This window comes from Mesorhizobium sp. M8A.F.Ca.ET.218.01.1.1 (assembly GCF_004791165.1).
Classification (GTDB): Bacteria; Pseudomonadota; Alphaproteobacteria; order Rhizobiales; family Rhizobiaceae; genus Mesorhizobium.
In genome coordinates this window covers 356,391-378,402 of the sequence record NZ_SRUZ01000001.1, presented here as the reverse complement: position 1 = coordinate 378,402, position 22,012 = coordinate 356,391, and the positions used below count along the sequence as shown (strand labels likewise).

The 22,012-nt window shown below is 63.3% G+C and carries 22 protein-coding genes and 1 riboswitch; of the genes, 15 read left to right on the top strand and 7 right to left on the bottom strand.

What is annotated here, in order from left to right:
- The first annotated feature begins 8 nt into the window (after positions 1-8).
- The 3 genes from EN861_RS01860 (at position 9) to EN861_RS01850 (ending at position 2,227) form a co-directional block, all read left to right on the top strand.
- A complete protein-coding gene (locus tag EN861_RS01860; protein WP_135862064.1) occupies positions 9-554 on the top strand; it encodes a thioesterase family protein in 546 nt (181 codons plus the stop codon).
- Between the two features lie 176 nt (positions 555-730).
- Positions 731-1,366 (top strand): helix-turn-helix transcriptional regulator, encoded by a 636-nt coding sequence (locus EN861_RS01855; RefSeq protein ID WP_135862062.1) that lies wholly within the window; start codon positions 731-733, stop codon positions 1,364-1,366.
- A 9-nt stretch (positions 1,367-1,375) separates the two neighbouring features.
- Entirely contained in the window at positions 1,376-2,227 is an 852-nt protein-coding gene (locus EN861_RS01850; RefSeq protein ID WP_348630734.1) for a thermonuclease family protein, read from the top strand.
- Here the strand turns inward: EN861_RS01850 and EN861_RS01845 are convergent.
- A complete protein-coding gene (locus EN861_RS01845; protein ID WP_135862060.1) occupies positions 2,193-3,839 on the bottom strand; it encodes a lysine--tRNA ligase in 1,647 nt (548 codons plus the stop codon). The genes EN861_RS01850 and EN861_RS01845 overlap by 35 nt on opposite strands.
- Before the next feature lie 158 nt (positions 3,840-3,997).
- Between EN861_RS01845 and EN861_RS01840 the strand changes: the two genes are divergently transcribed.
- A complete protein-coding gene (locus EN861_RS01840) occupies positions 3,998-4,411 on the top strand; it encodes a tellurite resistance TerB family protein (protein ID WP_127279875.1) in 414 nt (137 codons plus the stop codon).
- Between the two features lie 44 nt (positions 4,412-4,455).
- Here the strand turns inward: EN861_RS01840 and EN861_RS01835 are convergent, their stop codons facing one another.
- A complete protein-coding gene (locus tag EN861_RS01835) occupies positions 4,456-5,304 on the bottom strand; it encodes a transporter substrate-binding domain-containing protein (RefSeq protein ID WP_135862058.1) in 849 nt (282 codons plus the stop codon).
- 259 nt (positions 5,305-5,563) lie between these two features.
- Here EN861_RS01835 and EN861_RS01830 point away from each other — a divergent pair, with 259 nt between their 5' ends.
- The 3 genes from EN861_RS01830 (at position 5,564) to EN861_RS01820 (ending at position 7,778) form a co-directional block, all read left to right on the top strand.
- Positions 5,564-6,295, top strand: a complete 732-nt coding sequence (locus tag EN861_RS01830; RefSeq protein WP_127279873.1) for a LuxR family transcriptional regulator — start codon at positions 5,564-5,566, stop codon at positions 6,293-6,295.
- A gap of 98 nt (positions 6,296-6,393) precedes the next feature.
- The gene (locus tag EN861_RS01825; RefSeq protein WP_127870771.1) at positions 6,394-7,032 is read left to right on the top strand and encodes an acyl-homoserine-lactone synthase; all 639 of its coding nucleotides are present in this window, start codon (positions 6,394-6,396) and stop codon (positions 7,030-7,032) included.
- Positions 7,029-7,778, top strand: coding sequence for an enoyl-CoA hydratase-related protein (locus EN861_RS01820; protein WP_127870772.1), 750 nt, complete (start codon positions 7,029-7,031; stop codon positions 7,776-7,778). Before EN861_RS01825 ends, EN861_RS01820 begins: the two co-directional genes overlap by 4 nt.
- Before the next feature lie 72 nt (positions 7,779-7,850).
- Here the strand turns inward: EN861_RS01820 and ppk2 are convergent, their stop codons facing one another.
- Positions 7,851-8,759, bottom strand: a complete 909-nt coding sequence (ppk2, locus tag EN861_RS01815; protein ID WP_127870773.1) for a polyphosphate kinase 2 — start codon at positions 8,757-8,759, stop codon at positions 7,851-7,853.
- A gap of 155 nt (positions 8,760-8,914) precedes the next feature.
- Here ppk2 and EN861_RS01810 point away from each other — a divergent pair, with 155 nt between their 5' ends.
- From EN861_RS01810 to EN861_RS01800, 3 genes are all read left to right on the top strand, one after another.
- A complete protein-coding gene (locus tag EN861_RS01810; protein ID WP_135862056.1) occupies positions 8,915-10,180 on the top strand; it encodes an ATP-binding protein in 1,266 nt (421 codons plus the stop codon).
- Positions 10,181-10,296: 116 nt separating this feature from the next.
- A complete protein-coding gene (phoU, locus tag EN861_RS01805) occupies positions 10,297-11,022 on the top strand; it encodes a phosphate signaling complex protein PhoU (protein ID WP_127275608.1) in 726 nt (241 codons plus the stop codon).
- A 93-nt stretch (positions 11,023-11,115) separates the two neighbouring features.
- A complete protein-coding gene (locus EN861_RS01800) occupies positions 11,116-12,123 on the top strand; it encodes a magnesium and cobalt transport protein CorA (protein ID WP_135862054.1) in 1,008 nt (335 codons plus the stop codon).
- Between the two features lie 68 nt (positions 12,124-12,191).
- On the opposite strand, the gene EN861_RS01795 is transcribed toward EN861_RS01800, so the two are convergent.
- Positions 12,192-12,710 (bottom strand): GcrA family cell cycle regulator, encoded by a 519-nt coding sequence (locus EN861_RS01795; protein ID WP_127275610.1) that lies wholly within the window; start codon positions 12,708-12,710, stop codon positions 12,192-12,194.
- A 356-nt stretch (positions 12,711-13,066) separates the two neighbouring features.
- Between EN861_RS01795 and EN861_RS01790 the strand changes: the two genes are divergently transcribed.
- The 3 genes from EN861_RS01790 to EN861_RS01780 all read left to right on the top strand — a co-directional run bounded on the left by EN861_RS01790 (position 13,067) and on the right by EN861_RS01780 (position 16,372).
- Positions 13,067-14,266 carry an aspartate aminotransferase family protein gene (locus EN861_RS01790; protein WP_135862052.1) on the top strand — a complete coding sequence of 400 codons (1,200 nt, stop codon included), beginning with the start codon at positions 13,067-13,069 and terminating at the stop codon, positions 14,264-14,266.
- A gap of 16 nt (positions 14,267-14,282) precedes the next feature.
- Positions 14,283-15,194 carry an ornithine carbamoyltransferase gene (gene argF / locus EN861_RS01785; RefSeq protein WP_127275612.1) on the top strand — a complete coding sequence of 304 codons (912 nt, stop codon included), beginning with the start codon at positions 14,283-14,285 and terminating at the stop codon, positions 15,192-15,194.
- A gap of 146 nt (positions 15,195-15,340) precedes the next feature.
- Positions 15,341-16,372, top strand: a complete 1,032-nt coding sequence (locus tag EN861_RS01780) for an Hsp33 family molecular chaperone (RefSeq protein WP_135862049.1) — start codon at positions 15,341-15,343, stop codon at positions 16,370-16,372.
- Positions 16,373-16,481: 109 nt separating this feature from the next.
- Here the strand turns inward: EN861_RS01780 and apaG are convergent, their stop codons facing one another.
- Positions 16,482-16,874 (bottom strand): Co2+/Mg2+ efflux protein ApaG, encoded by a 393-nt coding sequence (gene apaG / locus EN861_RS01775; RefSeq protein WP_135862047.1) that lies wholly within the window; start codon positions 16,872-16,874, stop codon positions 16,482-16,484.
- Positions 16,875-17,094: 220 nt separating this feature from the next.
- Between apaG and EN861_RS01770 the strand changes: the two genes are divergently transcribed.
- The gene (locus EN861_RS01770) at positions 17,095-18,246 is read left to right on the top strand and encodes a ceramide glucosyltransferase (RefSeq protein ID WP_127870777.1); all 1,152 of its coding nucleotides are present in this window, start codon (positions 17,095-17,097) and stop codon (positions 18,244-18,246) included.
- Between the two features lie 27 nt (positions 18,247-18,273).
- On the opposite strand, the gene EN861_RS01765 is transcribed toward EN861_RS01770, so the two are convergent.
- The gene (locus EN861_RS01765) at positions 18,274-19,464 is read right to left on the bottom strand and encodes an O-succinylhomoserine sulfhydrylase (protein ID WP_127870778.1); all 1,191 of its coding nucleotides are present in this window, start codon (positions 19,462-19,464) and stop codon (positions 18,274-18,276) included.
- Positions 19,465-19,520: 56 nt separating this feature from the next.
- A riboswitch (SAM riboswitch) is annotated at positions 19,521-19,598 on the bottom strand.
- 140 nt (positions 19,599-19,738) lie between these two features.
- On the opposite strand from EN861_RS01765, the gene EN861_RS01760 reads away from it, so the two are divergent.
- Positions 19,739-20,833: a 2'-deoxycytidine 5'-triphosphate deaminase gene (locus tag EN861_RS01760; RefSeq protein ID WP_127870779.1), complete on the top strand. Its 1,095-nt coding sequence runs from the start codon at positions 19,739-19,741 to the stop codon at positions 20,831-20,833.
- A gap of 51 nt (positions 20,834-20,884) precedes the next feature.
- Here the strand turns inward: EN861_RS01760 and araD1 are convergent, their stop codons facing one another.
- Positions 20,885-21,877: an AraD1 family protein gene (araD1, locus tag EN861_RS01755; RefSeq protein ID WP_127275617.1), complete on the bottom strand. Its 993-nt coding sequence runs from the start codon at positions 21,875-21,877 to the stop codon at positions 20,885-20,887.
- Between the last annotated feature and the right edge of the window lie 135 nt (positions 21,878-22,012).

Sequence of the window (22,012 nt, the reverse complement as noted above, 5' to 3'; positions counted from 1 at the left end):
ATCGCGTCATGTATGTCTGGGCGCGCATGGCGCGCATGCTGGCCACGGCGCGCAGCCGTGGCCCCTATGTGATGGGTGGTGAAGGCCGGCTGGCCTTTCGCTGCCTGCCGACCGACATCGATTTCAACGTCCATCTCAACAATGCGCGCTACATGATGCTGGCCGACCTCGGCCGCATCGACCTGTTTGTCCGCGCCGGCCTCATCACGCTGGCGCGGAAGAATGGCTGGGCGCCGATGATGGGCGGATTGCAGGCCGTCTACGCCCGCGAGATCCGGCTGTGGCGGCGTTTCGAAGTGGTGTCCTCGATCGAGACCTGGGAAGGAACCCAGGTCATCGGCAAGCACCGTTTCGTCCTCGACAATGGCGAGACGGCCGCCCTGATCCTGACGACGGCCGGGGTCTATGACCGCAAGGCGCGCCGCTTCCTCGACATTGACGAGGTTGTCGCCGCACTTGGCCGGGCGGTGAACCTGCGTCCGCCGACTGAAGCGGAACGGATTTTCATGACCTCGCACCAAGGGCTGCGCGGCCTGGCCAAATCGTCCGGCTGATCAAGTCGGCGATGGCGGCATTGGCCGGATAGCTTATCCGCGGCTTCGGCCATGACCGTGCCGTCGTTGCGGCACACAGCTTTGTTCGTGATCCGCCGGCCACGCTGGTGGACAACGCAGCCGTTGCGCGTTAGACAGGAAGAGGCATTTTTTCCTGTTTCGAAGGAGAGCACGTCATGCTCTCGCACGACCGCGTCTGGGCTGCCATCGATGCTCTTGCCGAGCGCTATTCGCTTTCGGCGTCGGGTCTGGCAAGGCGCGCGGGACTGGATTCGACCGCCTTCAACAAATCGAAACGCCTGTCCTCGGACGGCCGGCCGCGCTGGCCGTCGACCGAATCGTTGGCCAAGATCATCGAGGCGACGGGCGCTTCGCTGGACGAATTCACGGGACTGATCGAAGGCCGGGGCGTATCGCCCGCCAACAGGCGCGCCGTGCCGTTGCTCGGCTTTGCCCAGGCAGGCGCCGGCGGCTTCTTCGACGATGCCGGTTTTCCTGCGGGGCAGGGCTGGGAGCTCGTCGAATTGCCGGCGCAATCGACCGAAAGTTCCTATGCGCTGCAGGTGCAGGGCGATTCCATGCTGCCGCTCTACCGCAACGGCGACGTCCTCATCGTCGAGCCGGGCGCCGCCACGCGCAAGGGCGATCGCGTCGTCGTCAAGACGACATCAGGTGAGGTGATGGCCAAGGTGCTCGAGCGACAGACCGTCAAGTCGATCGCGCTGGTCTCGCTCAATCCGGAGCATCCGGATCGCGACATCCCAATGCGCGAGGTCGAATGGGTGGCGCGGATCGTCTGGGCAAGCCAATAGGTGCAACGGGTGCGACTTCCTCATCTTGTCCTGGCGGTTCTGATGGTTCCGGCGATGGCGGCACTGGTCGTTGCCGGCGGACGCACGCTGAAGGGCAGCGAAAGCACTGTTGCGTTGGACCAGATCGATCCCGGCGCCGATACGCTCCCCCAGGCTGACGCCGGGACGGTGCCGGAAGAACCTGCGACCTCCGCCATACCTGCATCGCAGCCGCCAAAGCCGGCGGTGCATTCGCGGGCGATCGATCCGGATGTCATCACGCCGCCGGAAATGCCCGCCGGGGAGCCCGAGCGGGTCGAGCCGCGCGCGCCGCTGAGCAAGCTGGCGCTCGCCGTGCCGCCCAAGCCGAAGATGCCCGACGACTGGCACGGCACAAAGCTGTTCCAGCCGGTCGCCCCGGCCGCCGGCCTGATCGAGGCGAAAGGCTATTCGGTCGCCATTTCCGGCATCGATGTCGTCGGGCAGGACGAGACCTGCACCACCGATGGCAAATCCTGGCCGTGCGGCGTCCGTGCCCGCACGGCATTCCGTTCCTTGCTGCGCGGCCGCGCGGTGGTTTGCCTGGTGCCGCCGGAAGGTGGTCGCGACCTGATTGCCGCGGAGTGCCGGATAGGCAAGCAGGATGTCGGTCAATGGCTGGTCGAAAACGGCTGGGCGCGCGCCGCCAAGGGCGGGCCCTATGTGGAAGCCGGTGACAAGGCACAAAGTGCGAAGAAAGGTATTTTCGGACCGGCGCCGAACCTAGCCGGCATCCCGGCGGCGCCGGCCGCCACCGCCCCGGCGCCTCAGGCGCCGGGTTCGATCCTGGAAGAGGATGGCGGCGTCCTCAAGCAAGCTGACCAGCCAACGCCTTCTGAATGAGCGAGCGGGTCTCGGTGACGCCGTAGAGCGCGGCGAAGGATCCGAAGCGTGGGCCGCGTTCCTGGCCAATCAGCACCTGATAGATCATCTGGAAGAAGGCGCCTGAAACGCCGGGGCCGCCTTCTGGGCTCTGCTTGGAATGATCCTGGTAGCGTTCGATCTTGCGCGCCACGTTGAGCGAGGCGTTCTGGATCGCCTCGCCGCTGGCGTCCGTCGGCAAGTCGGCAAGCGCCTTTTCGAGAGCCACCAGCGCTTCGCGTTCGACCTCGTCGGCCGGGCGAAAGGTCTTCGTCGGCTTCACGAAATCGTCGAAATAGCGGATCGCATAGCCCGTCAGCCGGTCGAGCTCGGGATGGGAGGCGGGTGTCACGCCCTGAACATGGCGCGAGATGAAGCCCCACAGCACATCCTTGTTTTGCGCATTGGAGGCGCTGACCAGGTTGAGCAGCAGCGAGAACGGCACCGGCATGTCGATGGCGGGCGGATTGCCGTCATGCATATGCCAGACCGGGTTGCCCAGCCGCTCCTTCCACTCTTGGCGGGGATAGGCCGCGAGGAAAGTGTAGTATTCGTCGACCGCCCGCGGGATGACGTCGAAATAGAGCTTCTTCGCCTGCCTGGGCCGCTGGTACATATAGAGCCCCAGGCTCTCGGTCGGCGCATAGGTCAGCCATTCGTCGATGGTCAGGCCATTGCCCTTCGACTTGGAGATCTTCTGGCCGTTCTCGTCGAGGAACAGCTCGTAGACGAAATGCTCCGGCGCCCGCCCGCCCAGTATGTTGCAGATGCGGTCATAGACCACCGCATTGGTCTGGTGGTCCTTGCCGAACATCTCGAAGTCGACGCCGAGGGCCGCCCAGCGCATGCCGAAATCCGGCTTCCACTGCAGCTTCACTCTGCCGCCGGTGACCGGCAGCGTGGTTTCGGTGCCTTCATCATCGAAGGTGATGGTGCCGGCCTTGGCGTCGACATGCTTCATGGGAACGTAAAGCACGCGCCCGCTCTTCGGCGAAATCGGCAGGAAGGGGCTGTAGGTCGCCTGCCGCTCCGGCCCGAGCGTCGGCAACATCACCGCCATGATCTGGTCGTAGCGTTCGGCGGCGCGCAACAGCATCGCATCGAAGCGGCCTGACTTGTAATATTGCGTCGCGCTGGCGAATTCGTAGTCAAAGCCGAACGTGTCGAGGAAGCGGCAGAGCATCGCATTGTTGTGGTCGGCGAAGCTCGCATAGTCGCCGCCGAAGGGGTTGGGCACCGATGACAGCGGCTTGTGCAGATACGGCTCGAGCGTCGCGCGATCCGGCACGCTGTCGGGTATCTTGCGCATGCCGTCCATGTCGTCCGAAAAACACAGCAGCTTGGTCGCGACCTTGTCCTGCGTCAGCACGCGGAACGCATGGCGCACCATGGAGGTGCGCGCCACTTCGCCGAACGTGCCGATATGCGGCAGGCCCGACGGTCCATAGCCGGTTTCGAACAGGATCGTTTCGGGAAAGTCGGCGCCCTTGTAGCGTTCGATGATTTTTTTGGCTTCCTCGAACGGCCACGCCTTGCTCTCGGCCGCCGCCGCCAGCAGTTCGGGATTGAGATCGATGATGTTTGATCCCGCCATGGTCCTGTTTTCCAAAATTATTCGCCGCTCGGGCTGCAAGTGTCGATTTTCAACCGGTCTCTAGGCGCGCATGGCCGGAGCGTCAACGCGTGGGGCGCTTTTTCCTTGCGGCCTCAGGCTCCCCTTCCTACCTTCGAAGCCCGTCCAAGGAGTAAAGAATGCCGTCGCCCACCCCGCACGAAGCGCTGATCTACCTGATGGTCATCACATCGGCCTCCGACCGTGACATGACCGATGTCGAACTGGCCAGGATCGGCGAGGTCGTCCGCTCGTGGCCGGTGTTCGAGGATTTCAAGCAGGACCGGCTGGTTGCCGTGGCTCAGGCTTGTCAGAAGCTGTTGCATGAAAAGGATGGCCTGGAGGGTGTCCTCACCCAGGTTGCCGAGGCGCTGCCGGAGCGATTGCGCGACACCGCCTATGCGGCGGCCTTCGAAGTGGCTGCCATCGATCTCGAAATGCGCATGGAGGAAGTGCGGGTGCTGCAGTTGATCCGCCGCCAGCTCGATCTCGACACGTTGACCGTGGCGGCCATCGGCCGTGCGGCCAAGGCGCGGCTTCGCACGCTCACCTGAAGGCGAGCATTACGCCGGATCAGAAAAAAGCTGACCGGGCCGGATCAGAAAAAGCTGACCGGGAAATAGCGCAGGTAGAATTCGGCGAAGGTGCCTTTCATCGAAATCTCCTGCAGCGCGTAGTCGAGGGCCGCGGCCAGTGCCGGATTGTCCGCTCGCGTGGCGATCGCCATGCCGGTGCCCAGATATTCGGGCGCCAGATAGGGGCCGCCGGCAAAGCGGCAGCAGCCGGCGGCATCGGAGCCGCCGAGCCAGAAGGCGAAGCGCATGCCATCACCGAAGGCCGCGTCGATCTTGCCGGCCTTGAGATCGCCATAGAGGGCTTCCGGTTTGTCGAAGGGAACGACCTGGACCGTGCTGAAATAGTCGCGCAGCATGCGTTCATGCGCCGAGCCTGATATCACCCCGACGCGCTTGCCGTGCAATTTATCGAAGATCGGTTCCGCCAGCGCCTTGTTCTTCGGCATGATGAAGCGCGCCGGGAACTGCAGGTAGGCGCGCGAGAAGGCGTATGTCTGGCGCGACTGCGGCGTTGCTGCAATGCCGGCGATGATCGCTTCGCCTTCGCCTTTCTCGAGCGCGCCTTGAAGCTCCGCCCAGGGCAGCGCCTGGATCTGGCACTTGTCGACGATGCCGAGCTCCGCGCAGATGGCGCGCGCAAGGTCGATATGGAAACCGGACAGCTTTCCCGCGCCGTCGAGGAAATTGAAGGGCGGAAAATCCGTGGTCGTCAGGAACCGCAGCCGCGGCAGTGCCGAAAGGTCCGGCTTGGGCAGCCGCTCCTTGGCGTCCCACAGCACCGGTACCTGGGGATCCGCGCGTGCTCCGGGAATCCAAGCCAATGCCGCAATGAGCGCCACTGCCAGGACCTGGAACCTCCATTGGAACGCCACAATAGAACTCCCCGCACCGTGCTCGTGCCGGTTTTGGTACGAAAATGGTACAGGCACAATGCTTTTTGATTTCAACGCTTCGATTTCAGGATATGATTCGCTGAGTTTGCAAACAAGCGGTGGCTGCCCTGGTGGGGGTACCAGGGTCGAGAACCACAACCGGAAGCGGGCGCTTTGCAATCCGTGGTCAGTGGCAAAGTGCCGGCAAGGCGCGGACCATGGGCTTTAATGCATGAGGCAACATGGGGTTGATGTTGCGATGAGTCAGTTCGATCGGACGCTGGAATACATAGACCAACTGCAGCACGCCGCGACGGCGGCCGCGGTCTGCGAGAAACTGTTGGGCGTAACATCGGAGTTCGGCCTGACCGCGCTGATGGCCGGAACCGTTCCGAAGCCGGGCACGCCGACGGGTCAGCAAAAGCAGCATGTGCTGCTTTGCGATTGGCCGGTCGAATGGCTGGAGCGCTATGTGGCGCGCAACTATGTCGATCACGATCCCGTCGTCAGTCACATGAAGCAGTTGCAGGCGCCGTTCCAGTGGCGGGAAGCCGCCCAGGGCCTTCGCATCGACAAGAACAGTGGCGAAGTGATGGGCGACGCCGGTGCCTTCAAGCTGCGTGACGGGCTCGCCTTCCCTCTGATCACGCTTGACGGTGAGATCGTCATGGTGTCCCTGGGGGGCGAGGCCGTGGAACTGTCGGCGGCCGAGTTCGGCCTTGTCTCGCTGGTCTCGACCTATGCGGTCGGCCGCGCCATGCAACTCCACACCATGGCCGGCAAGATAATCGACCATATCGAATTGACGCCGCGCGAACGCGAGTGCCTGCAATGGGCCGCCGTCGGCAAGTCCGAATGGGAGATTTCGCAAATCCTCGGCATCTCCGAGCACACGTCGGAGAAACATCTTCTTAACGCCAAAAGCAAACTCGGTGCCGTCAACCGGGTGCAGGCAGTCGCCGAGGCGATAAGGCGCGGCTACATTAGCTAGGTCGGCCGTGCCGGCCTAGCACTTTTCGCCTACGTGATCACGCAATTTTCGCATCGAAGCACGGCCGTATCTTCCCCTGAAACACAGGAGACTACGGAATGCTTTTTTGTCTTTCGACCAAGGAATTGATGGAACGCCCCGATCTCTGGGAGGCCGTCCATCGGCTGCGCTATCAGATATTCGTCGAGGAAATGGGATGGGAGGACCTACGGCGCCCCGACGGATTTGAGGTCGACCAGTTCGATCATGACGAGGCGGTGCATCAGATCGTCATCAGGGGCAATGAAGTCGCGGGCTATCAGAGGATGTTGCCGACCACGCGGCCGCATCTGCTGACCGAGGTGTTGACCGATCTCTCCGAGGGAACGCCGCCGGCGGGTCCCAACATCTGGGAGTTGACCCGCTATGCGGTGGCTCCGGGTTTTCGCGATGGCCGGCGCGGCGTCTCGACCGTCGGCACGGAGTTGATAGCCGGTTTCGTCGAGTGGGGTCTGAAGCGCGGCGTCGACAAGGTGATCATCGAGTTCGAGCCGATGTGGGTGCTGCGCGCGTTGCAACTGCACTTCCTGGCGACGCCGCTCGGCTATCAGCGCACCTATGGCACCCAGCAGGTCGTGGCGACGCTGCTCACCTTCAACGAGCACACGCTGGACGTGGTGCGGTCGCGCCGCAATCATCATGCGCCCGTTCTGGCCAGGGGATATCCCGACATGTTCGGCCAAAGGAGGGCATCATGAACGCGCACCCGCAGCCTGAACTGCGCAACCACGCTCTGATCGTCACCGTATCGTCGAATGACGGCCGGCCGGTGCTCGATAGAAGGGCCTATGAGAGCCTTGCCACGACGTTCCACGAAGCCGCCGAGAACGACGAGGTGCGGGTCGTCGTGCTGCGCGGCCTGGCGGGCTGTTTCTGCCTTGGCGGCGACTTTTCCGAATTCCTGGATGCCACCAAGCATCAGAAGCTGATCGCCGCCGTCACCGACATGTTCCGCATGCTGGCGACGTTTCCGAAGCCCATCCTGGCCTGTGTCGACGGCGACGCCGTCGGCGTCGGTTGCACCATCCTGTTCCATTGCGACATGGTGATCGCGTCGGAAAAAAGCACGTTCCGGGTGCCGTTCGTCGATTTCGGCCTGGTGCCGGACGCGGCGACCAGCATCCTGGCGCCGCAGAAGCTCGGCTATGCCGGAGCTTTCCGCTTCTTCTGCCTCGGCGACACGCTCCGTGCCGAAGACGCCAGGGCGCTCGGCCTCGTCGCAGAGATCGTCCCGGAAGGCAGCGTCGAGGAGGCGACGCTCGGCCGGGCAAGACAATTGGCCAAAAAGCCGGTTGCGGCGTTGCTGCAGACGCGCGGCTTGCTCAAGGGCAACACCACGGCACTTTGCGAGCGCATCGATGAGGAGATATCGCTGTTCCAGCAGGCGCTGCAGGACGACGCCACGCTGCGACGGTTGCAGCGGATCGCGCGCCTGGCGGCCTAGAGCCGCTCGGCTGAGGAAAGAGGACATCCATCAACTGCGCCGCGCTGGCTTTGGCCGCGCGGCGCCAAAGCGTCAGTCCTGCTTGCCCAGGAATGACGGCCCTTCGCCGATGATCTTCTTGTCTTCCTTGCCGACGACATCGAGATCGCGCCCCTCGTAGGGCAGCGACAGGAGGATGCGACGCATCACCGCCAGCCGCGCGCGGCGCTTGTCGTTGGCCCGCACGATGATCCATGGCGCGAACTCCTTGTGGGTGTGCTCGAACATGCTGTCGCGCGCCTTGGTGTAATCGTCCCACTTGGTGATGCCGGCAATGTCTATCGGCGAGAACTTCCAGCTCTTCAGGGGGCTGTAGCGGCGATCGTGAAAGCGCTCGAGCTGCGTCTCCTGGCCGATGTTCAGCCAGAATTTGAAGAAATGGATGCCGTCATTGACGATCATTCGTTCGAAATGCGGCGTCTCGTCGAGAAACTTCTCATGCTGTTCGGGGGTGCAAAAACCCATCACTGGCTCGACGCCGGCGCGGTTGTACCAGGAGCGGTCGAAAGTGACGAATTCGCCCGATGTCGGGAAATGGTCGGCATAGCGCTGGTAGTACCATTGCCCCAGCTCCGTCGGGGTTGGTTTGGTCAGCGCGACGTTGCGCGCCGTGCGCGGGTTGAGGTACTGGCGCACCACGAAGATCGTACCGCCCTTGCCGGCAGCGTCACGCCCCTCGAACAGCGCCATCACCCGCTTGCCGGTCGCCTGCAGCCAGGCTTGCGCCTTGACCAGCTCGATCTGCAATTTCTCGAGCGTCTCGTCATACTCTTCGCTTTTCATCTTCTTGTCGTAGGGATACCCGCCCGCGGTCAGCTTGTTCTCCTCGACCCAGTCCGGAAGCTCGGGATTCTCGATATCGAACTCCCGTTTCTTGCCGCCGATCTTGATGTTCAGCGGACCAGAAGTTGGCGTGACGGAATTTTCCTTGGCGTTTTTCATGCAGGCGAACCCTTTTAAGTGTCTGGACTCATGCTATTGGGAGCCACTACAGGCCGCATGTCCATTTGGACGCGCAAACGACGCTGTAGCACTTTTGATTTGCGGTCCAGCGGAAGTTTCCGTCGCCGTGTGACCGGTGGAGGTTGGGCGCGCGAATGACTGACCTGGGCGCGGAACAGAAAGGCACGGGGCAAGCCATGGCCGCCCGGCTGTGGAACAGCCGCTGGCTGCTTGCGGCCGGGGTCGTGGCGGTTCTGATCGCCTATGGCTTCGCGGGTATTTCCGCCTACGTGCTGGTACCGGCTCTGCTGCTGTTGCTGGCGGCGGCAATATTGCCGGCGGCCGGTGTGCGCCATTCCGCCGAGAGCGCCGGGGCAATCGAGGCGATGGGCTTGCAGCGCCTGTCGGGGGAATATCTCGCGGCCGCCGTCGCCGATCCGCTCATCATCTTCGACCAGGCCGCCACCATCGTCCACGCCAACGCCGCCGCCTTTGCCGCCTTTGGCGGCATCGCGCCCGGCATATCGCTGCCGCTGAAATTCCGGGCGCCGGAAATGCAGGCGCTGCTGGACAGTGTGCTGTCGGGAACCGTCGCCTCGGATGTTGTCGATTACACCGAGAAACTGCCTGTCGAACGGGCCTACCGGGTCAGCGCGTCATCGGTCGGGCATGGCACCGACCTCTATGTGCTGGTCTTCAAGGACCAGAGCGAGGCGCGACGCATAGACCGCATGCGCGCCGACTTCATCGCCAACGCCAGTCACGAGTTGCGCACCCCGCTGGCCTCGATCGCGGGTTTCATCGAGACGCTGCGCGGACCGGCCCGCAACGATCCGGCGGCGCGCGAGCAGTTCCTCCAGATCATGCAGAACCAGACCGGCCGCATGGCGCGCCTGATCGATGACCTGCTGTCGCTGTCGCGGCTGGAGATGAAGCCCTATCTGAGACCGGGAACCGAAGTCGATCTGCGCCAGACCGTCGACAGCGTCATCGATTCGCTCGGACCGCTCGCCCGGGAAAACAATGTCGCCATCGAGCGCGATTTCGCCAAGGGGCCGCTCGATGTGCCGGGCGATCGCGACGAGTTGTTCCAGGTCTTCGAGAACCTTTTGGAAAACGCCTGCAAATACGGCCAGTCGGGCGGCCGCGTCGTGGTGTCGATCGCGCGCGGCGATGACGGTTCCGAACCAGGCATCGACGTGACAATCCGGGATTTCGGCCCCGGCATCCCCGAGGAACATATCCCGCGCATCACCGAACGCTTCTATCGTGTCGATGTCGAGACCAGCCGGACCCAGAAAGGCACGGGACTTGGCCTGTCGATCGTCAAGCACATCCTGACGCGTCACAACGCCAGGCTGACGATCCGGTCCGAGGTCGGCAAGGGCGCCGCGTTCTCAGTCCATTTGCCGGCGCACTGATACTGCCCTAGTTTTCCACGGGACCGTTTCTTTTTTCTGTCATCCGGTTAGCGTATCAGCGGGGATTCGAAGAAACGACTCAAAATCAAGACACCCCGTGGGAAGGCATTTCGTCCATGCAGTCCGTTCACACAATGAGCGCCTTTGACGAGGAACTGAAATATCTCTCCAAGCGCATCGCCGCGATGGGCGGCCATGCCGAGCGCATGGTCGAGCAGGCGGTCGCCGCCTTGGTCAATGCCGATCCGGGATTGGCCCAGAAGGTCATTCGCGATGACCTCGTGCTGGATGAGGGGCAGCGTGAGATCGACGACAAGGCGATCATCATCATCGCCAAGCGCCAGCCGATGGCGACGGACCTGCGCGAGATCGTCGGCGCCATCCGCATTTCGGCCGACCTCGAGCGGGTCGGCGACCTCGGTAAGAACGTCGCCAAGCGGGTGGTCGCCGTCATCGACGGCCGTCAGCCGACCAGCCTTTTCCGCGGCCTGGAGGCTCTGGCCAACCTGGCGCTGACCCAGCTGAAGGAAGTTCTCGACGTCTATGCGTCGCGTTCGGTCGACAAGATCGGCTTCGTGCGCGACCGAGACGACCAGATCGATGCCATGTACACGTCGCTGTTTCGCGAATTGCTGACCTACATGATGGAAGATCCGCGCAACATCACGCCCTGTACGCATCTGCTGTTCTGCGCCAAGAACATCGAGCGTATCGGCGATCACGCCACCAACATCGCCGAGACCATCTACTACATCGTCACCGGCGACCAGATGCCGCCCGATCGGCCGAAAAGCGACAAGACGGACAAGATCGGCCTCCCCGCGGCGCTGCCGGTGAAGTGAACGCACGTCCTCTCGAACGCTTGATCATATTGCGCTAAACTACCCCGAGATAAGCTTGGTTCCCTGGGGAAGGCAACGCTTTCGGAGGCCGCGATGGAATATGTCCGGGAGTTCAAGCCCTCGCCGCCGACATCGGGCATCATTGCCTGCGGTGTCTATACCGCCGGGCGCCGCATCGCCGATATTCCAATCGAGGAAGCCGGCGATTGGGCCAAGAAATCGGGACACGTCGTCTGGATCGGGCTGCTTGAACCCGACCGTGAACTTCTGCTGCGCGTCCAGGCACAGTTTCATCTGCATGAGCTGGCGATCGAGGATGCCGAGCATCCGCACCAGCGGCCAAAGATCGAGCAATATGGCGATGCGCTGTTCATCGTCGCCCGCACGGCGCAGCTGATCGACGGGCGCGTCACCTTCGGCGAGACTCATCTGTTTGTCGGCTCAGGCTACATCGTCAGCGTCAGGCACGGCCCGTCGACATCCTATGCCGCCGTGCGCCAGCACTGGGAAAGCTGCCCGCACTCGCTGGCCAAGGGCGAGGATTTCGTCCTTTACGCCATTCTCGACTTCATCGTCGACAACTACATGCCCGTGCTCGAGCAGATCGAGGACGAGGTCGAGGCGATCGAGGACAAGGTCCTGCTGAAGCCGATGACCGGCCCCGATATCGAACGGCTTTACATGCTGCGCCGCGACCTCTTGCGCCTGCGCAATGCGGCATTGCCCCTGGTGGAAGTCTGCCGCCGGCTGACCAGCGCCGAGCTGCCGCAGATCCATTCTGCCATGCACCCGCTGTTCCGCGACGTGACGGATCACATCCGCACCGTCCAGGAGAAAATCGACAGTCTGCGCGAGGTGCTGGCCTTCGCCTTCGAGGCCAGTCTTCTGGTCGGCCAGAGCCAGGAAACGGCGATCTCCAAGAAACTCGCCTCATGGGCGGCCATCCTGGCGGTGCCAACCGCATTCGCCGGCATCTACGGTATGAACTTTACCGACATGCCCGAGCTGAAGATGGAATATGGCTACCCGATGGTGCTGACCACCATCGCGCTGATCTGCTGCTTCCTGTATTGGCGGTTCAGGAAGAACGGCTGGCTGTGAAAGGGCGAATAGCGAATAGGGGAAAGACTGCATTGCCCCCTCGCGGAAGCTCAATCAGTGGCTATTCCCTATCGGTTCCTGCGCCGCTCCGCCGCTGGCTGGAACGCCACGCGGGCATGGTACTTGCAGTAGGGACCGGTCTCGGCGGCTTCGTTGCCGCAGAAATTGAAGTCCTCCGAAAGCGGATCACCGTTCGGCCATTTGCAGGTGCGCTCGGTCAGTTCGACGAGCTGCAGATGCCGTGAGATCGGTACCACGACGTTCTCGACCGGGCGGATGTAGTGTCTTGCTACAGGTTCGGCGTCGAATTGCGTCTGAAGGGCCGTCGCGCCGATCGAAGTCGTGACATGACGTGCCGTGGTCGCGGCGCGTGCCACCGACTTCTGGACGGTCGATCCTTGCGATGCCTTCTTCTGGCGTGCCGGCGTCGCCGTCGCACGGCCGCGGCCCGACAGTTTCAGCCGGTGCACCTTACCGATGACCGCGTTGCGGCTGACCCCTCCAAGCTGAGCGGCAATCTGGCTTGCGCTCAGACCCTCCGACCACAGTTTTCTCAAGAGTTCTACCCGCTCGTCAGTCCAGTTCATGACCGCGCTCCTCATAAGCGTGCGGCAATCAGAATCCTTTCCCGACCCAGCACCACTGCTGGGGCAGACACCACATATATCTGGTGATTAGGTCCGCCGCACGAAATCTAGTTATTTCTCGACTACAACTACTCTATGCGCTGACTCGGTGACAAGAGTCCCAAGTGCAACACGAATCGGTTTTTTCGGTTTTCCCCAACTTGCCCGGTCGCTCATGAGCCGGCGTCGCGTCAGGGGGCTTGCCGCGCGCCACTACGCGACGTTTTCGTTGACTTCATGACCGAAAAACACGATAAGCCACAGAAGGCCGCCGCTTTGGCGGCTTTTTTGATTTTCCGGTACCGGAGACGCATATAATGAGCGGTTCGGCGCTTTACGAGACCTTTGCTCGCGCACCCCTGGCCTTCGACCATGGGGAAGGCACCTGGCTGGTTACCGACAAGGGCGAGCGATATCTCGATTTCGCCGGCGGCATAGCTGTCAATTCGCTTGGCCACGGCCATCCTCATCTGGTCGCGGCCCTTACCGAACAGGCGGCGAAGCTCTGGCACGTCTCCAATCTCTATGAGATCCCGGGGCAGAGCCGGCTTGGCGAACGATTGGCTGATGCCACCTTCGCCGACAAGGTGTTCTTCACCAATTCCGGCGCCGAGGCGCTGGAATGCGCGATCAAGACGGCGCGGCGCTACCACTTCGTCAAGGGACATCCCGAGCGCTTCCGCATCATCACCTTCGAAGGCGCCTTCCATGGCCGCACGCTGGCGACCATCGCGGCCGGCGGCCAGTACAAATATCTCGAAGGCTTCGGACCCAAGGTCGAAGGCTTCGATCAGGTCGGCTTCGACGACATCGACGCCGCTGAAAAGGCGATCACGCCCGAGACCGCCGCGATCCTGATCGAGCCGGTGCAGGGCGAGGGCGGCATCCGCCCGGTACCGACACAGTCGTTGAAGCGTCTGCGGCAGCTCTGCGAGCAGCACGGCCTGTTGTTGATCTACGATGAGGTTCAGTGCGGCATTGGCCGTACCGGCAAGCTGTTCGCGCATGAGTGGTCGGGTGTGACGCCCGACATCATGGCAATCGCCAAGGGCATTGGCGGCGGCTTCCCGATGGGCGCCTGCCTTGCCACCGATGAAGCGGCCGTCGGCATGACCGCCGGCGTGCACGGCACCACGTTCGGCGGCAATCCGCTGGCAATGGCGGTCGGCAACGCCGTCCTCGACGTCGTGCTGGAAGATGGATTTCTCGAGGATGTCCAGCGCAAGGCGCTGCTGATGAAGCAGGGGCTTGCGTCGGTAGCCGACGAATTCCCCGAGGTGATCGAGGATATCAGGGGCACCGGGCTGATGCTCGGCCTCAAATGCGCGATGCCCAACGGCAAGGTGAACATGGCGCTGCGCGACCAGCATTTGCTGGCGGTTCCGGCCGGCGACAACGTCATTCGCCTGCTGCCGCCGCTGACCGTCACCGATGCCGAGATTCACGAAGCGCTCGGCCGCATCCGCGCCGGCGCCAAGGGCCTGTCGGAGGCCATTGCCTCCGCCGCCGCGAAGTAATCCGGAACCATTCCTGATGTCAGTTCGCCATTTCACCGATCTTTCCACCGTTTCCGAAGGCGATTTGCGCTTCATGCTGGATGATGCGGTGACGCGAAAGGCGCGTCTCAGGGCCGGCGAGCGGACCAAGCCGCTCGAAGGCAAGGTGCTGGCCATGATCTTCGACAAACCGTCGACGCGCACGCGCGTTTCTTTCGACGTCGGCATGCGCCAGCTTGGCGGCGAGACCATCATGTTGACCGGCACCGAGATGCAGCTCGGCCGCTCCGAGACCATCGCCGACACCGCCAAGGTGCTGTCGCGCTATGTCGACGCCATCATGATCCGCACCACCTCGCACGAGCGGCTGCTAGAGTTGACCGAGAATGCCACCGTTCCGGTGATCAACGGGCTGACCGACGACACCCACCCCTGCCAGCTGATGGCCGACATCATGACTTTCGAGGAGCATCGCGGTCCGGTGGCCGGCAAGACCATTGCCTGGACCGGCGACGGCAACAACGTGCTACACTCGCTGCTCGAGGCCTCGGCACGGTTCCGCTTCAATCTCAACGTCGCCGTACCCGAAGGCAGCGAACCGGCGCAGAAGCATGTCGACTGGTCCAAGGCGCATGGCGGCAAGCTGCATTTCACCCGCTCGCCCGAAGAAGCCGTCGACCAGGCCGACTGCATCGTCACCGACTGCTGGGTGTCGATGGGCCAGGAACACCGTGCCCGCGGTCACAATGTCTTCTCGCCCTATCAGGTCAACGCCGCGCTGATGGCCAAGGCAAAGCCCGACGCCCTGTTCATGCATTGCCTGCCGGCCCATCGCGGTGAGGAGGTGACCGACGAGGTCATCGACGGACCGCATTCGGTGGTCTTCGACGAGGCTGAGAACCGGCTGCACGCCCAGAAGGCCGTGCTTGCCTGGTGTCTCGGTGCTTGATGTGTCTTGTTGCTTGATATGTCTTGTTGCTTGATATGTCTTGGCGCCTGAAATGCCCAGGCGCTTGATCTGCGGGGGCGCGATGCCTATCTGCGCCGCATCACGCAAATCAAGCGCGTTTGGACGCATGTGCCCACCAGGGCCGCATGGCCGCGCCCTGGAGCTTTGTCATGTTGGAAAGCCATCAAGTGACTGAACATCACCCCAAACTCGGCGAGTTCGGCTACGCCGGCGACGATCACGTCGTTCCCTTCGAAGTCGGTCCGCTCGACGTGCGTGGCCGCACGGTGCAGCTCGGGCCGATGCTCGACGCTATCCTTGGCCGCCACGACTATCCCGAGCCGGTCGCCCGCCTGCTGGCGGAAGCCTGTGTGCTGACGGTGCTGCTCGGCACCTCGCTCAAGTTCGAAGGCAAGTTCATCCTGCAGACCCGTACCGACGGGCCTGTCGACATGCTGGTCGCGGACTTTTCCACGCCCTCGGCGCTGCGCGCCTATGCGCGTTTCGACGCGGATCGGCTCGAGGCGCTGGTCGCGGCCGGCGAGACCTCGCAGCAAACGCTGCTTGGCAGCGGCGTGCTGGCGCTGACCATCGATCAGGGCGCCCATACGCAGCGCTATCAGGGCATCGTCCAGCTCGACGGCGAAACGCTGGAAGACGCGGCGCGCACCTATTTCCGCCAGTCGGAACAGATCCCGACGGATATCAGGCTCTCGGTCGCCAAGCTGCTGACGCCCGGTATCGGCGGTGCGCGCGAGCAGTGGCGCGCCGGCGGCATACTGGCGCAGTTCCTGCCGCAATCGCCCGGGCGCATGCGCGTCCCGGACCTGCCGGGCGGCGATGGCGATCCGCGCGAGGAAGTCCACGATCCGGCCGATAATTCCTGGCAGGAACTCCTCGCCTTGCTGGGCACCATCGAGCCGACCGAGCTGATCGACCCGACCATCGGCGCCGAGCGGCTGCTCTATCGCTTGTTCCACGAGCATGGCGTACGCGTCTTCGGCGGCGTCCCCGTCACCGACCAGTGCTCGTGCTCCAGGGACAAGATCCGCGATATCCTCGAAGGCTTCTCCGCGCAGGAGATCAAGGACAGCACCGAGGATGGCGGCATCCACGTCGCCTGCGAGTTCTGCTCGACCCAGTACGACTTCGACCCGGCCGAGTTTGCGGCTCAGTAAAGCTAGTCCCTTCTCCTCGTCACTATACGGGGAGAAGTGCCGGCAGGCGGATGAGGGGCCGCGCCAGCGTTAGTACAGGAGCTCCTTGGCTCTATCTGAAGAAAAGACGCTAATTCACCGTGCGCGTTGTCCCCGGCAGATCGAGCGAGAAGGCGGGGATGGCGATGTCGAAGGTCTCGCCGCGCTTGTTGCGCATCGTGTAGCGTCCGACCATGATCCCGGACGGTGTCGAGAGCGGGCAGCCGGACGTGTATTGATAGCTGTCGCCGGGATTGAGTTCCGGCTGGTCGCCGACAACGCCCGGCCCGCGCACTTCCTCGACCCGGCCGGCGCCATCGGTGATGTGCCAATAGCGCGACAACAACTGCACGAACTCGTCCGACTGGTTGTCGATCGTTATCTGATAGCCCCAGACATAGCGGTTCTCCGAGGGATCCGAACGGTCCTCGAGATAGAACGGCCTGACCTGCACTTCGATGTTGCGCGTCACGGCGCGGTACATGAGCGGCTCCAAAACAACCCGATGACTTTCAGCGCTCCCGGTGAGCAGGTCAACGTGCGCGTCTTGTCGCGGCTGACCTTGAACCGCAGGTGCCGGCAAAGAATGTCATTTAAGTGACACACGACAATGGTGGTGTGCACGAACCGGGCGACTCGGCGCTCTGTCGAACTGTTGAAAACGGCCACGATGCCGGCCGCCTTTCCGGAGTGACCAGATCTCGATGGAACTCACCTTCATAGCCGCCTCGCTTTCGACCGCACTCATCCTTTCAAACGCCGCCAGCATTTCGCTCGCCGCTTCACAGCTGAAACGGCGCAACACGATCGCCCCGCCAGCCGGCAAGCCGCAACCGGTCTCGATCGTCGTCCCGTCGCGGGGCGTCGAGCCGTTCACGCATGAGACGCTGGAACGCGCCTTCGCCCTCGACTGGCCACGCTACGAACTGATCTTCTGCGTCGCCCATCCCGACGATCCGGTGGTCAAACTGATAAACAGGGCGATTGCCCGGTTTCCCAAGGTGCCGGCCCGGCTGCTGATCGGTGACGACCGCGTCAGCGCCAATCCAAAGCTCAACAATTGCGTCAAGGGTTGGGAAGCGGCACGCCACAACTGGGTCATCCTTGCCGATTCCAACGTCCTGATGCCGAGGAACTATGTCGAGCACATGATGGCGGCATGGCGGCCCGACACCGGCCTTGTCTGCTCGACGCCGATCGGCTCGCGGCCCGAGGGTTTCTGGGCCGATGTCGAATGCGCCTTCCTTAACACATTGCAGGCCCGCTGGCAGTATGCCGGCGAGGCGCTCGGCCTCGGCTTTGCCCAGGGCAAGAGCATGCTGTGGAACAAGCCGATGCTGGATGCCAATGGCGGCATTCGGGCGCTGGCCGCCGAGATCGCCGAGGACGCTGCCGCCACCAAGCTGGTGAACGGCCTCGGCTTGCGCGTCAATCTCGTTGCCGCGCCCTTCGAGCAGCCGCTCGGCCAGCGCACGCTTGGCGAGATCTGGTCGCGTCAGGCCCGCTGGGCGCGCCTGCGCCGCGTCACCTTCCCGCTGTTCTTCGCGCCCGAAATCCTGACCGGCGCGGCGGTGCCTCTCGCGCTTGCCCTGGTTGCTGCGGCGAGCGCCGGCATCAGCCTCTGGGCAACCGCGATTGCCGTGTTGGCGGCCTTCTACCTTCCGGAGTGCGCACTGGCCTTGTCCAAGGGCTGGTACCTGTCGCCGCGCATGGTCGCGGCCATGATTGCGCGGGACGTGATGCTCCCAACCCTCTGGGCGCGCGGCTGGCTCGGCGGCGCCGTCGACTGGCGCGGCAACGTAATGACCATCCGCACCAAGGCGGCCGAACTGGAGGAGACGCCGTCGCGCGCCTGATCGCCGCGACCGACGCTCCCAAACAGCCTATTTGGCGGTCTTCAGCGCCTGCGCGATGTCTTCCAGCAGGTCGTCGGCGTCCTCCAGGCCGACCGACAGCCTGAGCGTCCCTGGCCCGATGCCGAGTTCGGCGCGGGCCTCGTCGCTCAGGTTCTTGTGCGTCGTCGTCGCCGGATGGGTGATCAGGCTCTTGGCATCGCCGAGATTGTTCGAGATCAGCACGATGTCGAGGGCGTTCTGCAGCGCGAAGGCCGCCGGCTTGCCGCCCTTGACGTCGAGGCAGATCAGCGTCGAGCCGCCCGACATCTGCTTCTTGACGATGGCGGCCTGCGGATGGTCGGCGCGGCCGGGATAGATGACGCGGGCGATCTGCGGCTGCTCGGCCAGGAAGTCGGCGATCCTGCCGGCGCTTTCCGTCTGCTGGCGCACGCGCAGCGGCAGCGTTTCGAGCCCCTTCAGCAAGGTCCAGGCATTGAACGGCGACAGGCTGGGGCCGGTGTGGCGGAAATAGTCGTGCAGGTTTTCGTCGATCCACTTCTTGTCCGACAGGATGACGCCGCCGAGGCAACGGCCCTGGCCGTCAATATGCTTGGTGGCCGAGTAGACGACGATGTGCGCACCAAGCTGCAACGGCTTCTGCTGCAGCGGCGTGGCGAAGACATTGTCGACGACAAGCCGCGCGCCGATCGAATTGGCAAGCGAGGCGACGGCTGATATGTCGACGACTTCCAGCGTCGGATTGGTCGGGCTTTCCAGGAAGAACAGCTTGGTGTTCGGCCTGACCGCCTTTTCCCAATTGGCGATATCGGTGCCGTCGACCAAGGTCGCCTCGATGCCATAGCGCGGCGCCAGCGTCTCGACCACCCAGCGACAGGAGCCGAACAGCGCGCGCGCCGCAATGATATGATCGCCGGCCTTGACGCTGCACAGAAGGGCCGCGGTCACCGCCGCCATGCCCGACGCCGTGGCGCGCGCGTCCTCGGCGCCTTCGAGAGCGCACATGCGCTTTTCGAACATGTCGACGGTCGGGTTGGCGTAACGCGAATAGATGAAGCCAGGCTCTTCGCCCTTGAAGCGGGCTTCCGCCGCCTGGGCGGTTTTATAGACATAGCCCTGGGTCAGGTACATCGCCTCGGCGGTTTCGCCGAATTGGGAACGCAGGGTTCCGCCATGCACGAGTGCCGTCTGAGGTTTCCAGTTGCGCTTCTTGGTGCTCATCGCTTTGTTCCAGACACAAAAAAACCGGCCGCGAAAGTCGCAACCGGTCCATACGGCCTTGCGGCCCGACGGTCCTTTAGCGACTTGTTTAACGTGGCTGCAAGCCGACCGGCCAAATCACCACGGGATAACGACCCTTTAGACCCGCGCCACGCTTGCGTCAATTGCCGGCTTCATTAAGAGGTTTGTACCAAGGCAGGTTCCGCAAAAGTGCCCAGTGGTTTTGCGGCAAGAACCTGCACCAAAAGAGACCAGTCTTGGGCGGAGCCAGACTTTGCGGCAGACAGGCATTCTTCCCGATCAGGACATTTCGGCGCTGTTCAAGTCCGGCGCGCTGAAGTCGCCGCGCGCGCTCGATGCCGATCAGATCCAGCCGGCGAGCCTTGATCTCAGATTGGGGAAAAAGGCCTGGCGGGTGCGCGCCTCGTTCCTGCCCGGCCCCAACCACAAGGTCTCGGAAAAGCTCGATCGGCTGCAACTCCACGAGATTAATCTGACCGAAGGCGCGGTTCTCGAAACCGGCTGCGTCTATATCGTGCCGCTGCTCGAAAGTCTGGCCCTGCCGGCTGGCATTTCGGCTTCGGCCAATCCGAAGAGCTCGACCGGGCGGCTCGACATCTTCACCCGCGTCATGACCGATCGCGGCCACGAGTTCGACAAGATCGCCGCCGGCTATCACGGCCCGCTCTATCTCGAGGTCAGTCCGCGCACTTTTCCGATCGTCGTGCGCACCGGTTCGCGCCTGTCGCAGATCCGCTTCCGTACAGGCAACGCACTGCTATCGGAAGCCGAACTGCATGAATTGCACAACGCCGAAATGCTGGTCGCCACCGATCCGCCGAACATTTCCGGCGGCGGCATCGCGCTGTCGATCGATCTCAATGGCGACAAGGATGGGCTGGTCGGCTATCGCGGCAAGCACCACACCGGCCTCGTCGATGTCGACAAGCGTGCCGCACAGGACGTCGTCGATTTCTGGGAGCCGATCCACAAGAGCGGCGCCGGCGAACTGGTGCTCGATCCCGACGAGTTCTACATCCTCGTCAGCCAGGAGGCGGTGCATGTGCCGCCGCTCTACGCCGCCGAGATGACGCCCTTCGATCCGCTGGTCGGCGAGTTCCGTGTCCACTATGCCGGCTTTTTCGATCCGGGGTTCGGCCATTCGGCGTCCGGCGGCACCGGCAGCCGGGCGGTGCTCGAAGTGCGCAGCCACGAAGTCCCGTTCATCCTCGACCATGGCCAGATCGTCGGCCGGCTGGTCTACGAGCACATGCTGAAGCGGCCGCGGGCGCTTTACGGCACCGACCTGGGCTCGAACTACCAGGCGCAAGGCCTCAAGCTCTCAAAGCATTTCCGCGCGGTGCGCTAAGGTCGAAGCTGCCGATCTCCCCACGAGAGGGGGATGACGCCCCCGTGGCTTTTACAGCGCCTTCACCGCCACCTTCACCGGCTTTTCGATTTCCAGCGGGTTGCGCAGCGGCAGGCCGAAATCCCCTGCCTCGATCTCGAACACGTCGCCTGCTTCCGTGTTGATGCCGTCGGCGAAGGATAGCGTCGCGGTGCCGAACATATGCACATGCACGTCGCCCGGCTGGCGGAAGGCCGAATATTTGAAGTGGTGGTGTTCGAGATTGGCGATGGTGTGCGACATGTTCGTTTCGCCCGACAGGAACGGCTTCTCCCACAATGTCTTGCCGTCTCGCAGGATGCGCGACGTGCCGCGGATGTCCGAAGGCAGGTCTCCGATCAGGATTTCCGGCCCGAACGAGGCATTGCGCAGCTTGGAGTGGGCGAGGAAGAGATAGTTCACGCGCTCGGTCACATGGTCCGAGAATTCGTTCGACAGCGTGAAGCCGACGCGGAACGGCGCGCCGTCGTCGCCGATGACATAGATCCCGGCGACCTCGGGTTCTTCGCCGGCATCCTTGGCAAAGGCCGGCGACATCAGCGCCGCGCCAGGCGCGACCGCCATGGTGCCGTTGCCCTTGTAGAACCATTCCGGCTGTACGCCGACCTGGCCTTTGGCGGGTTTGCCGCCTTCCAGCCCCATGCGGAACATCTTCATCGAATCGGTGAGCTGCTCCTCGCCGTCGGTGCTGAGCTTCTTGTGCATGGAATCGCGCGTCGCGGCCGACCCGAGATGCGTCAGCCCCGTGCCGGTCAGGTGCAGATGCGCCGGGTCGGGGTGATTGATCGGCGACAGGAGCCGTCCCCTCTTGTAGGCGGCGTCGAGATCGACCGTCTCGCCAAGTCCCTTGCGTTCGATCAGGGCGGCCAGGCCGACACCGGTGCGGGCGGCCTCCATCGCCAGCGAATAGACGCTGCGCGCGCCGTTGATGATCCGGGTCTTCCCGCCGCTGCGGGCAACGACACGGATCGTCTCGGCGTCGTCGAGAATCTGCGAGATCAGCATGATCAGTCCTCTCTCATTTTTCCGTGTCCGGCTGCCATCGGCAAAATCCTGACCGGCGCGGCGCGGAAACGCGCCACGGTTGAAACGCTTCGTCCGGATTGCGTTCGCGAGCCTGGTCCTTCCCCGGACTTCTTG